This window comes from Ignavibacteria bacterium (assembly GCA_016873845.1).
Classification (GTDB): Bacteria; Bacteroidota; Ignavibacteria; order Ch128b; family Ch128b; genus JAHJVF01.
Map to the genome: position 1 here is coordinate 60,944 of VGVX01000002.1, position 15,802 is coordinate 76,745.

Genomic DNA, 15,802 nt, shown 5'->3' on the forward strand with positions numbered 1-15,802 from the left:
TTCAATATGCATATTAAATTTGGAACATCCGGCTGGAGAGCAGTAATAGCTGATCAATTCACATTTGACAACGTTTTGTTGATCACGCAAGCTATCTGCGATCTTCTTAAGAAAAACAAGGAATCGAATCAAGGAATTATCATTTCAAATGATACAAGATTTTTGGGGGAAGAATTTAAAAGAATTGCCGCTGAAGTGGTTGCATCAAATGGAATCAAGGTGTATTTCACCGAGCGCGATACACCCACACCAGTTGTAGCATACGAAATTGTTCGACGGAAATTGGGAGGTGGAATTAGTTTCACGGCAAGCCATAATCCAGCAAAATATCAAGGGATAAAGTTCTTCGGTTCACATGGTGGTTCGGCATTTACCAAGAACACTCAATGGCTCGAAACACGTCTCAAGTCAAAGAAGCTGAAAATTTCAAAAACTCATAGCTTTGAAACTTTAGTTGATAGAAAGAAGATCGAGATAATTAATCCGAGAAGAAACTATCTTAACTACTTAGGCGATATAATTGATTTAAAAGCCATCGCTAAATCAAAATTAAAAATTGCTTATGATGCAATGTACGGTACAGGCAGGGATTATCTCGATACATTTTTGATCGAATGCGGCTGTGATGTACGGACTCTGCATCATTATGCTGATCCTAATTTTGGAGGTGTTACTCCTGAACCTACTGAAGAAAATCTTTGGGAACTCTCTAAAATAGTCGCTAATGAAAAAAATTTCTTAGGTGTCGCTACGGATGGTGATGCGGATAGATTTGGCTTGATTGATATGGATGGTACTTATTTCGATCCAAACTACTTTCTTCCAATTTTGCTTCGATATGTTTTAGAAACAAGACCGAACTGGGCTGGAAGCGCCGTTAGATCTTTAGCCACTTCTCATCTGTTCGATATGGTGGCTTTCAAAAACAAAATCCGTGTTCATGAGACTCCTGTAGGATTTAAATACATAAGTGAAATTATGACTCGTGAGGAAGTTATTCTGGCTGGTGAAGAGAGCGGCGGACTGACTTTCTTCGAACATATTCCCGAGAAAGATGGTATTGCCGCCTGTTTACTAGCGATCGAGGTTGTCGCAAAAACTGGATGCAGCCTCTCAGAATTATTGGATAATATTTACCGTGATTATGGTATGAGAGTTAATCTGCGGGAGAAAATTGAAATAGACGATAAGTTAAAATCGAAATTAGAAAAAGTCTTGAAGAACAAACCTCCAAAAAAACTTCTTGGGAAGAAAGTTGTTCGGACCGATTTGCGAGATGGTGTTAAGATGATAAATACCGATAATGATTGGTTATTGATAAGAATGAGCGGGACTGAACCTATTGTTCGAGTCTATGCTGAGTCGAAGTCTAAAGAGAAAGCTAAAAAACTTTTAGACGCGGCAGAGTCCTTACTATAATGCATATCTTTTTTCTACTAAAGGAAAGCTTTTCGGGGTATAGAAGGTTTAAGATATCTTTTATACTCTCGATATTTTCATTGTTTGTTGCTTTAAGTCTTTTAGGTCTATTTGCTTATCTTTTCTTGAACGCTAAATTTCTAGTCGACGATGTAAAAAATCGGGTTGAAGTTGAAGCATTCTACAAAGACACAATAACTGAAACTGCTGCTAAAGATATTCAGGAGCAAATTAAAAGTTGGGAAGGAATTTCCGACGTTCACCTTATTACAAAGGGAGAAGCGAAAAATAGATTCTTATCCGAAACTGGAATTGATTTCAAAGATATTTTAACATTTAATCCTTTACCGGCTTCTATTACTATTGAGGTCAACGAAAAGTATTTAAATCGTGAATTCATTGAAAACCTTAGAATTAAACTTCTTGAATCTGGAGCGATAACTGATGTGGTTTTTAATCAGCAGTTTCTAGATTTAATAGAATCGCGTGCATCAACCTTTCAAACTATTTTAATTGTGGTTTTTTCAATTGTTATGCTTGCAACGATAATATTAATATCTAATACAATTAGATTAGCATTATATAATAAAATTGATGTCATCAATACTATGAGGTTAGTAGGAGCGACACATAATTTTATAAAGCTTCCATTTCTAATCGAAGGAATAATTGTCGGAGTTTTAAGTGGTATATTTGCAGCGGCAGCGGTTTTTGTTTTTAATTATGCATTCAATAAAATTCTTATTGTTGAAAGTTATGTAGATTTTCGTAATTTACTTTTGTTATGTTTGTCCTTAATAATTCTAGGGGGGATTTTTGGATTTTTTGGTAGTTTCATTTCTATCAAGAAATTTTTTAAGCAGAGTGTTTTTCCAAAATAATTTTTGAAAAATTCAAAAACTAGATATAAAAACCGATTATTAACAGTGTATTCAGGTAGCCACCAACAATAATCAAATGATTGATAACATAGCTTCAAAAGAAGAACGTATTCTTGAACAAGTCAAATTCTTTGATAGACTTCTCTGGGTTTTAAACAATTCTGAATTCAGTTTGAATGTCTTTCGGAACTTAATTGAGGAAATTGGGCTGTTCTTTAAAGTCAATCATGTTTACCTCATTAGATGCCGCAATATTAATTTCTGGGATTTGAAGTTTGAGTGGTTTTCAGATAAAAAGTATTCTAAACTTTACTTGAATGGGAATTGGGAAAATTATCTTGCTCTTTATAGCTATTTAGGCACTGGTAATCATGTAAGTGATGATGACGTTGATATCAGTATAGAACTAAGCAAGTGGAAATCACAATTTGCCGCCAATCATGTTCTGCTCATTCCAATCCTATCATCAAAAAAAGTTGTTTCAGTTTTTGGTTTCGCTGATGTTGAGAAACGGTTCTTCTATGATGATGAGATTTTGATGTTGAAGCAATTTGTTAATTTTCTTCATTATCAGCTGGACACATTCGAAGCACTAACCGTCTTACGAAGCGGTAACGTAGAATTGAGAAATGAAGTTTCTGAATTATCAAACCAATTGAATTTGATTCCTGCGATGATAGCTCAAAAATCCTCCAACCTTCGATATGACAGCGTTAATGATCACCTCATCAGGATTTTTGGGCTTCGAAAATTTGATGTTATAGGTAAGACGGACATAGAACTTTTTCCAAAGGATATTGCTGCTAATCTACAAAGAAAAGATCTTGAGGCTTTTGAGTTAGATCAACCCACTACAAATCATCACGAAATTTCAATCAAAAAGAAGAAATACCATTTCGCTTATCATCGTATTCCATATCGTGATAGAAATGATAATTTGAAGAAGTTACTTATCGTTGCTCATGACATTACTGAAATGTTCAGTGCAAAAGTTGAATCGGAACTGGCATCAAAAGCAAAATCTGAGTTCCTCGCAAATATGAGTCACGAGCTGCGAACTCCACTAAACAGCATAATTGGCTTTACTGAATTACTTCTGCAGGATAATCTATCGAATGAACAGCACGAGACTCTTTCTAATATTAAACAGAGCTCTTATTCTCTTCTAGATTTAATAAATGATATTCTTGATTTAAATAAAATTGAATCTGGAAAATTTGATCTATTCCCAGTCAGCTTCAATATTCGGAAGCAAATTAATGAAATCACAAAGTTATTTGAACCAAGGGTACTTGAAAAAGGAATCAAATTTAAAACTAAAGTTGAAGAAAATGTTCCTCAAAATGTAGTGACCGATCCGCTGCGTATCCGTCAAATCTTGGTAAATCTGATTGGCAATAGTTTAAAATTCACTAAGCAAGGTGAAATAAATTTAGTAGTCCGAAATGTTCCGAGTAATCTGCTCGTTGAGAATTTCGCCGATATTGAATATTCTGTAACTGATACTGGAATTGGAATTGCGCCTGAGAAATTAAATAAAATTTTTGAAGCATTTACCCAAGCAGAGAAGGATACTGCACAAAAATTTGGCGGGACGGGACTTGGACTTACGATTTCGAAACGACTAATTGAAATGATGGGTGGAAGCATAAGCGTATCGAGTGAATTAGATGTTGGTTCAAGATTCTGGTTTAAACTGCCTGTGGAAGTTACTGATGTTAAAGGAGAAAAAGTCGAAGTTGTAAAAGAAGAAGTCGCAGAAAGTATTCAGATAAGAAAACCTGGTGAACCGCTTATTCTAGTTGTTGATGATGATATTAGTACTATAAGAGTATATGAAAATTCTCTAAAGTCAAAAAAATACAATCTCTTGATTCTGCAAAGCGGCAAGGATGTACTGTCTGTTGCAAAGAAACACCGGCCTGATGCGATTCTGCTTGATATTTTTCTACCGGAAAAAAATGGCTGGGAAGTTTTACGCGAGCTAAAATCGGATGTAATAACAAAATCGATCCCGGTCATTGTCTGTTCAATTTTACAGGAGCAAAACAAAGCTCTTAATCTTGGAGCTGCTGATTATATTGAAAAGCCAATTGCACAAAATAGACTTTTGGAAATCCTCACCAACATTCATAAAACGCCACCGGACAAGAAAAGAATTGTTGTTGTGGATGACGATGTCAATGTCCTGAAGAGATTAGATAAATTGCTCGACAAAAATGAATACTTCGTCGAATGTTTTTCTGTTGCAGATATGGCCCTCGACAATGTTTTAAAAAGTTCTCCCCCGTCGTTAATCATTCTTGATTTAATGATGGAAAGAATGGACGGTTTTGAATTCATCAAAGAATTAAGAAGAAGTTCTGAATACAACAAAACGCCGGTTCTAGTTATCACTGCACGTGAATTGAACGATAACGAAACAGCATATTTACGCGAGAAGAGCAGTACAATAGTCAAAAAATCTGAGATAAGAGAAAAGGATTTTTTAAAAAGTCTTGATAAACTCTTAACCGGGACTAAAACTCCGTTAGCTGAAGTAAAACCGATTGAAGTTACACCTGCGAAATCCGAGACCCAAATTCCTTCACTTAATGTTCTGCTCGTAGAAGACAACTTAATGAACCAAAAGTTCATGTCGCACATTCTCAAGAGACTCGGTTCAACTTATGATATAGCAGTGGATGGAAGGGACTGTCTTGATAAATTGAATGGCGGCAAGTATGATTTAATATTGATGGACATTCAGATGCCAGTTATGGATGGCATAGAAGCAACGAAAGCTATCAGACAAGATAATAAATACAAATATTTACCAATTATTGCGCTTACAGCCCATGCAATGAAGGGGGATAGAGAGAGATGTTTAGCTGCTGGATGCAATGGTTATATAACTAAACCTGTTGATCAACAAAAATTAGTCGGAGAAATAATGACCGTGATTAAAACAACTGAACCTGAATACGAAGAAATTAGTCCTTACTTCCAAGGATTTGATAAAGAAGAAGTGATCCAATTTCAGACTGAATATATAGAACAGTTGAGAACTGAAATTTCTGAACTGGATAGAATTATGTCTCCGAAAGAGTTTGAAAAATTCAAGTTCTTTGGTCATAATATTAAAGGCAACGGTGTGGCGTATGGCTTCCCCGAGGTCTCAAAATTAGGTGCCCAAATCGAGAATTCATCAAAAGATCAAGATTATGCATCCTTGTCAACAGCATTTGAAGAATTGAAAGAATGGCTCAAAAATGTAAAAATCTGAATTGAGCAGATTAAGTAATATTTGAGATTACGTCAACCCTTTTGTAAATTTACGTATGAAGTTTAGGAATAAGCTCAGCAATAGTCTGTTTTTCTACCTTCCAGATCTGTAAAAATAAATAAAACATTCACGAGTATATTAAATCTTATGTGTGGTATAATTGGTTATATCGGTGAAAATAAAGTCATTCCAATTTTAATTAATGGCTTAAAGCGTCTCGAATATCGCGGCTACGATTCATCAGGAATTAGTTACATTCAAAAGAAGAAAGTAATTGTAAACAAAGCATCTGGTAAGATCAGCAATTTAGAGAAACTGATACAAGATTATGATGAGGATGCATTTATCGGCATAGGACATACTCGCTGGTCAACACACGGAGCCCCTACAAACGAGAATGCACATCCGCATTTTGATGGCGGATGTAAAATTGCTCTGGTCCATAATGGGATAATCGAAAACTATCGTATACTCAAAACTAAACTGAAAGATCTTGGCTATCAATTCACAAGTGAAACCGATAGCGAAGTAATTGTACATCTTATTTCATATTTCTTTGACAAAGAAAAATCACTTATCGAGGCAGTAAGATTGGCTTTGCACGAAGTTGAAGGCACCTATGGAATATGTGTTGTCTCCTCTCTTGAGGGCGACAAAATAATCGCTGCTCGAAAGGGGAGTCCACTAATAGTTGGAATCGGAGAGAATGAGCACTTTATCGCATCTGACGCTCCTGCAATATTAGAATACACAAACAATGTTGTATTTCTTGAAGATGGCGATGTTGCAGAGATATATAAAGATCACTTTAACTTAAAATCACTTGGTAACCAAAAAATAGACAGGGAAGTCGAAGTTCTCGATTTAGATATTTCCACAATTGAAAAAGGTGGATTCCCTCATTTTATGCTCAAAGAAATTTTTGAACAGCCTGATTCCATACAAAATGCAATTCGTGGTAGAATTGTACTTTCGGCAGGAAATGTCAAACTTGGTGGACTTGAGCAAATTGTAGATGATTTAGTTAATGCACGCAGATTGATATTAACAGCATGCGGAACTTCCTGGCACGCAGCATTGGTCGGTGAATACATGCTGGAGCAATATGCAGAGATCCCAGTAGAAGTTGAATATGCGTCTGAATTTCGGTACAGGAATCCTGTCCTTACCCGAAATGATATTGTGGTTGCGATAAGTCAAAGTGGTGAAACGGCAGACACGCTTGCAGCAATTCGTGAATCAAAAAAACGAAACTCGACTGTACTCGGCATTTGCAACGTGGTCGGTTCATCAATTGCAAGAGAAAGTCAAGCAGGTGTATATATTCATGCCGGACCCGAGATTGGTGTCGCTTCAACAAAGGCATTTACGTCGCAGCTCGCAGTTTTATCTCTGCTCACGATTCTTATCGGTAGAAGAAAGAATTTGAGTTTCGCATACGGCGAAAAAATTTGTCAGGAATTATTAAATCTTCCGAAGAAAATAACTCAAATTCTTCAGAAGCAAAGTGAGATTGAAGAACTCGCCGAGAAATTTTATAAAGCACCGAATTTTTTATATCTTGGCAGAGGTTATAATTTTCCGGTAGCACTTGAAGGTGCTTTAAAGTTAAAAGAAATTTCCTACATCCATGCAGAAGGATATCCTGCAGCGGAGATGAAACACGGACCCATAGCACTTGTGGATGAGAATATGCCGATTGTATTCATTGCAACAAAAGATTCCACGTACGACAAAATTTTATCAAATATAGAAGAAGTCAAAGCAAGAAAGGGTAGAGTTATTGCAATTGCGAGTGAAGATGATGATTCAATCGATTCAATCGTTGAGGATGTTATAAAAGTTCCAAACACTCTTGAAATGCTTTCTCCTATTTTGACAATCATCCCGCTTCAATTACTCGCATATCATATCGCCGTGAAAAAAGGTTTAAATGTTGATCAGCCAAGAAATTTGGCAAAAAGTGTAACTGTAGAATAATTATCGGAGGTCAAATGAAACGGAAGAAAATCTTAATTATGGGCGCGGCTGGACGAGATTTTCATAACTTCAATGTAGTTTATCGAAACAATGAAGAATATGAAGTAGCAGCATTCACGGCTACTCAAATTCCAAACATTGATGGGAGGATATATCCAGCAGAACTGGCTGGAAAACTTTATCCGAATGGAATAAAAATTTATGATGAATCAGAATTAACCAGCTTAATAAAAAAATTTGAAATCGAAGAAGTAGTATTCTCTTATTCTGACGTGCCGTTCGAATACGTTTTATCAAAAGGATCGGAAGTCAATGCTGCAGGTGCAAGTTTCAAACTGCTCGGTGCTGATGAAACAATGATAAAAAGTACAAAACCTGTGATTGCAGTTGTTGCTGTCAGAACAGGATGTGGAAAAAGTCAGACTTCGCGCAGGGTTACGGAGATTTTAAAAAAAGCAGGTAAAAAGGTTGCAGCAATTCGTCATCCAATGCCTTATGGTGACCTTGTAGCTCAGAAAGTCCAGAGATTTGCAACTCTCGAAGACCTTCAAAAACATAAGTGTACGATTGAAGAGATGGAAGAGTATGAACCTCATATTGTAAATGGAAACGTTATCTACGCTGGAGTTGATTATGGTGAAATTTTAAAACAGGCAGAGCAAGAAGCTGACGTAATTCTTTGGGATGGTGGAAATAACGATACTTCGTTTTATAAAGCAGATTGTACAATTACAGTAGTCGATCCATTGAGACCCGGTCATGAAATGATTTATTATCCAGGAAATACTTGTTTGCGGCTTGCTGATATTGCTGTCATTAACAAAATTTCAAATGCAAAGAAAGAAGATGTCGAGACTGTTAGGAAGAATACTCGAATAGTCAATTCATCGGCAGTAATTCTCGATGCTGATTCGCCAATCGAAGTTGAAAATCCGGAACTGATAAAGGGAAAACGTGTGCTTGTTGTGGAAGATGGTCCAACATTGACTCATGGAGAAATGAAATTCGGTGCGGGAGTTGTTGCTGCAAAAGAGTTCGGAGCAAGAGAACTTGTCGATCCAAGACCATTCGCAGTAAAATCAATTCAAGCTACGTATAAAAAATATCCAGGAATTGGTGTTCTACTCCCAGCTATGGGTTATGGCAATGAGCAGATTGCAGATCTGGAAGAAACAATCAATCGGGCTGATTGCGATTCAGTCATCATTGGTACTCCTATTGACTTGAGAAGAATTGTTAAGATTGATAAACCTGCAACTCGTGTGAAGTACAATCTGAAAGAATTAACAAAACCAAATATCGAGGATGTGCTGAAGGAGAAAGGAATTATATGAAAAAAATTGCAGTAGTGGCTTTCGGCGGCAATGCAATTTTACGCGGAGATCAGAAAGGTACGATCGAGGAACAGGAAAAAAATACATACGATACTTGTATGAACATTATTCCTTTGCTCGAACGAGGGTATGAGTTGGTAATTACTCATGGAAACGGACCTGTCGTTGGAAACATTCTACAGAGAAATGAGGCTGCCAATCAATTATTTGGAATCCCAATTATGCCACTGGATATTTGCGTGGCTGATTCTGAAGGCGGGATCGGTTACATGATAGAAATGCAAATGATGAATGCTCTCAATGAGAAGGGAATTAAAAAACAAATTGCAACTTTAATCACACAAGTGGAAGTAGATAAGAATGATGAGGCGTTCAAAGACCCAACAAAACCTATCGGAAAATTCTACTCAAAAGGAGATGCTGAAAGATTTCAAAAGGAATCTGGCTGGATAATGAAAGAAGATGCAAGGAAAAGAGGATTTCGACGAGTGGTTCCTTCACCACAGCCAAGAACTGTAATTAAGAGAGATTTAATAAAAAGTTTAGTTGAGACGGGGAGTATTGTGATTGCGTGCGGCGGCGGAGGAATTCCGGTCTATCGGCATGATAATGGACATCTCGAAGCGATTGAAGCAGTTATTGATAAAGATTTAGCCTCATCACTCTTAGCAATAGAAATTGGAGCTGATGCATTTTACATTTTAACCGATATTTCCAAAGTCGCTCTTAACTTCTGCAAGCCAGATCAAAAACTATTGGATGAGTTAAGTGTTTCAGACGCAAAAAAATATCTTGCCGAAGGTCAATTTCCGTCTGGAAGCATGGGTCCTAAGATCCAGGCTGCTGTGGAATTTGTCGAAGCCACAGGGAAAGAAATGATAATTACTGAATCTAGAGAATTATCAAATCCAAAAAGCGGTACGAGAATAGTTAAATAGAATTGATAATTGTTCCGTTAGCTAACGGATGGAGAGTTGAGAATTAGTGACTCACAATATATTTCAACTATTCACCCCTAATTATTATCAATTATCAATTCTCAATTCTAAATTAAATAGAGGTTTTTATGTCTGTAAAAATGAAAAATAAAAGTTTAATAGAGATTCAGCATCTTACTCATGAAGAGATTTATCAGATATTTGAGTTAAGTGCTTCATTGAAAATGAAACAGATTTCTGGTGAACAACATCATCTGTTAGCTGGAAAGACACTAGGTATGATATTCGCCAAACCATCTACTAGAACAAGAGTTTCTTTCGAAGTAGGAATTTATCAGCTTGGCGGAATTGGTATGTACTTCGGACCGAATGATCTACAGCTAAATCGCGGAGAAACAATTTCAGACACTGCGAAAGTTCTTTCAAGATACTTAGATGGAATTATGATAAGAACTTTTTCGCATCAGGATGTAATTGACTTAGCTCGATTTGGTTCTATCCCGGTTATAAATGGATTGACCGACTTGCACCATCCATGTCAAGTACTTGCTGATCTATTTACAATTCTCGAAAAGAAAAGAGTTTTGCGAGGATTAAAACTTGCCTACATCGGCGATGGAAATAATATGGCTCACAGTCTTTTACAGGGTTGCTCAAAAGTTGGAATGGATGTAACAATTGCTTCTCCATCCGGCTATTTGCCGCTTGAAGAAGTTGTTGAAGAATCAAAAGCCAACGCAAAATATTTTGGCTCTAAAGTTGAAATATTGAGCGATCCAATCGCTGCAGTTAAAAATGCTGATATTGTCTATACTGATGTTTGGGCAAGTATGGGACAAGAATCAGAAGCTCAGGATAGAAAAAAGAAATTCGAGAAATTCCAAGTCAATCCTGACTTAGTGAAGAATGCGAAAGAAGATTATCTATTTATGCATTGTCTTCCAGCACATCGTGGGGATGAAGTTGTCGATGAAGTGGCAGATAGTCCAAATTCAGTGATCTTTGATGAGGCGGAAAATCGTCTTCATGTTCAAAAAGCGATTATGGCATTGGTTATGTAGAAAATGAGAAGGATTCCATCCCGACTTGTCGGGATGGAAACTTTTCTCACATTCTTTACTTCACTTCCAACTCGGGAACTCTTCCTGGTGTCCAAGGTGCGGCAATTTTTTCTAAATCCGCTTCCAGCTTTTTAATATCAACCTCATAAATATTTTTAACTCTGGCTAATATTGGTGGAAAATCTTCGGCCAAAACGTCATATGCTACTTGTTCATTCTTCGTAAGATTTGAGGTTGAACGCCAATGTGTATAAGCAAGTGTTCTTAATCTTTCATTTATAGTAACTGGAGAAGGTGGATTTTCCTCTGTGCTTGGGAATTTAGATTTTCTTTCAAAATTTAAAAGTAGTTCATTAAGCTTATCAGAAATGTTATTTGCTCTTGTCATCATTTCAAATAGTGCATCTGGAGTGTTCAAAATAACCTGTTTCAAATTATCGACTCTTTTCGTCAACTCGTTTATAAATCTATGCGTACCTTGAACCGTCCGAGCGAGTGATGTTGCCTTTTTCTGAAATAGCACTAGCTCTTCTCTGGAATCTGCTGGGAGAGTTGTGTTACGCAGCGTCACACAATTAAATTCAACTGGAGAGACTAATTCTTTCATTCCATCACGAGTAACAAGAGAAAAAGAAACTTTATATTTTCCTGGCAATGCGAGTGTTCCGCTTTGAGTTTTCGATGTCGGTTCAAATTTTTCAGAAACGGATACCGGTGAGGTCGATTGATACCGCATATCCCACGTTAGTCTTTGGATGCCTTTAGAAGCCGATTTGGTAAGTTTACGAACAACTTGCCCTGCTTCATCAAAGATCGTAAATATCAAATAAGGAGAAAGTTCTAGATCTTCTTTTTGCAATTCCTCATTGGATGGCTGTGGGATTGGTTTTCCATCTTTAAATAATTCTTTTTCCTTCTCTTTTCTAATTTGTTTTAGAGTCTTTGGAACTTCTTTAATATAATAAGTGAATGTTGCACCAAATTCTGGATTTGAAGCTGCATAATAAGATGAGCCCAAGGCACCTAATGTAAAAGAGGGAACGTACATCAATGCATCTTTTATCGGGAAGATATGTGCTTCGCTATCAATCATTTCTTTTTTAACTTGGCGAAGAGGGGAATAGTCATCAAGGATATAAAAACCTCTCCCAAAAGTTGCTATTACAAGATCACTTTCTCTTTTTTGGATCACCATATCTCTAACTGAGATAGTTGGCAAACCAGAATTTAGTTTATTCCATTTTTCGCCTCCGTCAGTACTGAAAAATATGCTGAACTCAGTTCCGACAAAAATCAGATTTGGATTAATGAAATCTTGTTCAATTGTATGAACGGTTCCATTTTCAGGCAGATTGTTTGAGATGGACTTCCAAGTTTTTCCTTTATCTCTACTTACAAGCACGTATGGCTTGAAATCGTCTCGCTTGATATTATTAAAGCTTGCATAGACTATGTTTTCATCAAATCTTGAAGGATAAATATCACTTACATAAGTGTTTTCGGGAATTCCAGGAAACTCCGAAATCTTTCTCCATGTTTTTCCATCTTCAGAAACTTGGATCAAACCATCATCGGTTCCAACATAGAGAAGATTCTCTTTAACTGGCGACTCACTCATCGATACAATCGTTCCATATAGTGAAGTTGATTTATCTTTTGCTACCGCATCAACACTCCAATATTTTCCCATGACTGGAAATGAGTTTCGATCAATTTGAGCGGTTAGATCCTCGCTGATGGATTCCCAGCTATTGCCGCGATCTTCACTGCGGAAAACTTTGTTAGCGGCACAATACAATCTTGTTTTATTATGCGGACTAATGAAAAAAGGCGTATCCCAATTCCAGCGGTATGTGTTTTCACCCTTGCGTGGTTCGGGACGAATGCGAATTGTTTCCCCGCTTTGTTTATCATAACGAACCATTCCAGCGTACTGGGACTCGGCGTAGACAATATTCGGATCATCTGGATCGATTGCTGTCCAAAAACCATCCCCTCCATTTGTTGCGAACCAATCATTATTTACTATTCCAGTTGAATTCAAAGTTTGAGATGGTCCTCCCATGCTGTTGTTATCCTGAGTTCCACCATAAACAAAGTAAAAAGGAAAACTATTATCAACATTTACCCTGTAAAATTGTGTTACTGGGAGATTAGCTTTAAAATTATAAGTTTCGCCGCAATCAAAAGTCTCATATACACCTCCATCGCCCCCAATAAGATAGTGATCCGTATTATTTGGATTAATCCACATTGCATGATCGTCTACGTGACGACCTCTATTACTGAGAGCTTTCCAGGACTTTCCTCCATCAACTGTAACATGCGAGATAGTTTCAACTGAATAAACCTTGTCAACATTTTTCGGATCGCAGAAAATTTCATTGTAGTATTGACCAGACTCGTGATGATCACTTCTTTTTTCCCAAGATGCTCCTCGATTTGTGGAACGATAGAATCCGCTTTGATTATCAGCAGCTTCAAGAATTAAGTAAATAACATCAGGATTAACTGGTGAAATATCTATTCCCATTCCACCTATATCGACCTTCGGAAGTCCGTTCATTATTTTTTCCCAAGTTTCACCTTCGTCAACTGATTTATATACAGCTGATTCAGGTCCGCCTCCTATTTTAGTGAAAACGTGACGTCTTCTTTGTTCCGAGGTTGCGTACATGACATCCGGATTCCTTGGATCGTAGATCAAATTATTTACACCGGTGTTTTCGCTGACATTCAAGACTTTCTTCCAAGTTTTTCCTCCATCGATAGTTTTATACAATCCACGATCACCTCCTGGTCCCCAAACCGAACCTTCTGCAGCAACAAAAACAATGTTAGAATTTCTTGGATCGATAACAATTTTTCCAATTTGTCTGGAATCTTTAAGCCCCATATTCTTCCATGATTTTCCACCGTCAATGCTTTTGTAGACTCCATCTCCATAACCTAATGCGCGTTGATGGTTATTCTCTCCTGTTCCAGCCCAGACAACATGTGCATTATTAGGATCGATAGCCAAACATCCGATTGCATAAGCTCCATAGTTATCAAAAACAGGTTCATAAGTTGTTCCAGCATTTTGTGTTTTCCAGATATGCCCGCTTGCGACTGCAACATAATATTCACTGAAATTATTTGGATTCACAGCGAAGTCAGCAATACGACCGGAGGTAATAGCTGGTCCGATGTTTCTCCACTTTAATCCTGCGAATGTTGAAGCGTCAATGGAATCTTTTTTTTCTACTTTCTTTTGTGCTAAAAGGCACAGTGGAAGAAGGAGAAATACAATCAAAGAAAATATTTTTAATTTCATGGCTATTCCTTTAGATGATAAATATATTATTGGTGAGTTGATTAATAATTTTGCTTTGCGGATGAAATAAGCTCTCTCCATTTTAATCATATGCAGTTAGTCTTACTTTATTTAATTGAAGAGAATTATTTTTAAAAATGCTATTCAAATGTTTTGAATGTCCTCAATACAGTTTTCAGGACAATTTTTCAATTTCGCTAAAAATTTCGTTTACGTAATGCTCATGTTCAGGTTTCATCAATGCTGATCTTAAAATAACAACCTCTTTTGAATTCTTTTTGATAGATGGGTTAAGTTTTACAAAAAAGTCAGAATCGATTCGGTACTTGCTAAGGTAAATTGGCTTTACTTTTCTCTCCATCAGTTTTTTGAAAATCTTGTTACATATTCTGCTTATATTAGCTGTGGATTTTTGCATAGGAAAAAAGTTAACAATATCCAATTCGGGTTGAACTATTAATCGCAGTTTAGAACTATTATTTACAAGCAGTTGGAATTTGATTGCTGCCTTGCGTGAGCTTGTAAGAAATTTATAAAGACCAGCTTTTGTTTTCAATGGGAATATTTTTAATGTTGCCCACAATGCCGCTGCCGAAGCACCAGCTCGTGAACATTCGATGCTCACTTCTCCTAAATGTAATTTTTTCGAAGTGAAGTAAGTATACGGTGAATCGTGTTTATAAAATTTACCGACGCTTGGATCTCTGAATAAAATGCATCCACAGCCATAGGGCTGCAATCCATGTTTATGCGGATCAATTACAATACTATCAGCTCGATTTAGAAATTTAAATGGTTTTGAATCAATAAGTTTTGACCCTTCGTTTTGAAGGATTTTGAAGAAGCCTCCATATGCTGCGTCAACATGTATTCTGAAGTTATAATGTTTCTGTAGACTTAATATTTCATGAAGCGGATCCAAAGCCCCAAATCCTGTTGTTCCAAGTGTTACGATTACAGTTCCAATATGACCTCTTTTAATTATTTTTATAAGATGATCGATGTCCATTTGTCCACGATCATTCATTTTGATGATTTTGTATTTAAAATTTAATACTTGAGACAATCGCGTATGAGTGTAATGAGCATTTTCGCAGATAGCGAAATAAGATTTGGGATTCAGCATTTTCGAAATCCATAATCCCTCCAAATTGGCAATCGTCCCGCTCGAAGTTAAATGACCAAGATATTTTTTATAACCTACCATCTTTGCTATGGCGTCGACAGTTTCTTTTTCCAATTGACTGGTCGATGGTCCTCCATCGAGTGCGTGATTATTTGGATTCAACATCATTGCTGAGAAATAAGCAAGTGATGCAACTTCGATAGGCGGCTTTAACATTTGACCAGCATAGAATGGATGAAAAAATGGATAAGTGCCTGTTAGTTTTTTATTTAGAAGATTTAATACGTTTTCAGATTTAGAAAAGTGCTCAAGGTAATCAGGTGAGATAAAAATTGACCAATTGGACTCGTACTGAAAATAATTATCAACGATAGAGTTCAATCTTTTTTTCAACTGACTATTTTTCATTTATAGACTTTATTCAATAAAGTGTTTAAATATAAGATGTGAAAGATGGAATAGAAAATTTTTTCTAGAATATT

At 36.6% G+C, this 15,802-nt stretch carries 9 protein-coding genes; 7 read left to right on the forward strand and 2 right to left on the reverse strand.

Going from position 1 to position 15,802, the window contains the following annotated elements:
* Positions 1-6: 6 nt before the first annotated feature.
* The 7 genes from FJ213_00970 to argF all read left to right on the forward strand — a co-directional run bounded on the left by FJ213_00970 (position 7) and on the right by argF (position 10,878).
* Complete coding sequence (locus FJ213_00970; GenBank protein ID MBM4174737.1) at positions 7-1,419, forward strand: phosphoglucomutase/phosphomannomutase family protein; 1,413 nt, start codon at positions 7-9, stop codon at positions 1,417-1,419.
* Positions 1,419-2,300 carry an FtsX-like permease family protein gene (locus tag FJ213_00975; protein ID MBM4174738.1) on the forward strand — a complete coding sequence of 294 codons (882 nt, stop codon included), beginning with the start codon at positions 1,419-1,421 and terminating at the stop codon, positions 2,298-2,300. The genes FJ213_00970 and FJ213_00975 overlap by 1 nt, the downstream gene beginning before the upstream one ends.
* A gap of 76 nt (positions 2,301-2,376) precedes the next feature.
* Positions 2,377-5,565: a response regulator gene (locus FJ213_00980; GenBank protein ID MBM4174739.1), complete on the forward strand. Its 3,189-nt coding sequence runs from the start codon at positions 2,377-2,379 to the stop codon at positions 5,563-5,565.
* Positions 5,566-5,712: 147 nt separating this feature from the next.
* Positions 5,713-7,545, forward strand: a complete 1,833-nt coding sequence (glmS, locus tag FJ213_00985) for a glutamine--fructose-6-phosphate transaminase (isomerizing) (GenBank protein ID MBM4174740.1) — start codon at positions 5,713-5,715, stop codon at positions 7,543-7,545.
* 14 nt (positions 7,546-7,559) lie between these two features.
* Positions 7,560-8,879 carry a GTPase gene (locus FJ213_00990; protein ID MBM4174741.1) on the forward strand — a complete coding sequence of 440 codons (1,320 nt, stop codon included), beginning with the start codon at positions 7,560-7,562 and terminating at the stop codon, positions 8,877-8,879.
* Positions 8,876-9,817, forward strand: a complete 942-nt coding sequence (arcC, locus tag FJ213_00995; GenBank protein ID MBM4174742.1) for a carbamate kinase — start codon at positions 8,876-8,878, stop codon at positions 9,815-9,817. Before FJ213_00990 ends, arcC begins: the two co-directional genes overlap by 4 nt.
* A gap of 128 nt (positions 9,818-9,945) precedes the next feature.
* A complete protein-coding gene (argF, locus tag FJ213_01000; protein ID MBM4174743.1) occupies positions 9,946-10,878 on the forward strand; it encodes an ornithine carbamoyltransferase in 933 nt (310 codons plus the stop codon).
* A gap of 55 nt (positions 10,879-10,933) precedes the next feature.
* Here the strand turns inward: argF and FJ213_01005 are convergent, their stop codons facing one another.
* A complete protein-coding gene (locus FJ213_01005) occupies positions 10,934-14,194 on the reverse strand; it encodes a glycosyl hydrolase (GenBank protein ID MBM4174744.1) in 3,261 nt (1,086 codons plus the stop codon).
* A gap of 175 nt (positions 14,195-14,369) precedes the next feature.
* Positions 14,370-15,728, reverse strand: a complete 1,359-nt coding sequence (locus FJ213_01010; protein ID MBM4174745.1) for an aminotransferase class V-fold PLP-dependent enzyme — start codon at positions 15,726-15,728, stop codon at positions 14,370-14,372.
* Positions 15,729-15,802 lie beyond the last annotated feature (74 nt).

Excerpts from the sequence above, each read along its gene's own strand:
- FJ213_00975 (MBM4174738.1), top strand. The coding sequence starts at position 1,419 with ATGCATATCTTTTTTCTACTAAAGGAAAGCTTTTCGGGGTATAGAAGG.
- glmS (MBM4174740.1), top strand. The coding sequence starts at position 5,713 with ATGTGTGGTATAATTGGTTATATCGGTGAAAATAAAGTCATTCCAATT.
- arcC (MBM4174742.1), top strand. The coding sequence starts at position 8,876 with ATGAAAAAAATTGCAGTAGTGGCTTTCGGCGGCAATGCAATTTTACGC.
- FJ213_00980 (MBM4174739.1), top strand. The coding sequence starts at position 2,377 with ATGATTGATAACATAGCTTCAAAAGAAGAACGTATTCTTGAACAAGTC.
- FJ213_00970 (MBM4174737.1), top strand. The coding sequence starts at position 7 with ATGCATATTAAATTTGGAACATCCGGCTGGAGAGCAGTAATAGCTGAT.
- FJ213_00990 (MBM4174741.1), top strand. The coding sequence starts at position 7,560 with ATGAAACGGAAGAAAATCTTAATTATGGGCGCGGCTGGACGAGATTTT.
- FJ213_01010 (MBM4174745.1), bottom strand. The coding sequence starts at position 15,728 with ATGAAAAATAGTCAGTTGAAAAAAAGATTGAACTCTATCGTTGATAAT.
- argF (MBM4174743.1), top strand. The coding sequence starts at position 9,946 with ATGTCTGTAAAAATGAAAAATAAAAGTTTAATAGAGATTCAGCATCTT.
- FJ213_01005 (MBM4174744.1), bottom strand. The coding sequence starts at position 14,194 with ATGAAATTAAAAATATTTTCTTTGATTGTATTTCTCCTTCTTCCACTG.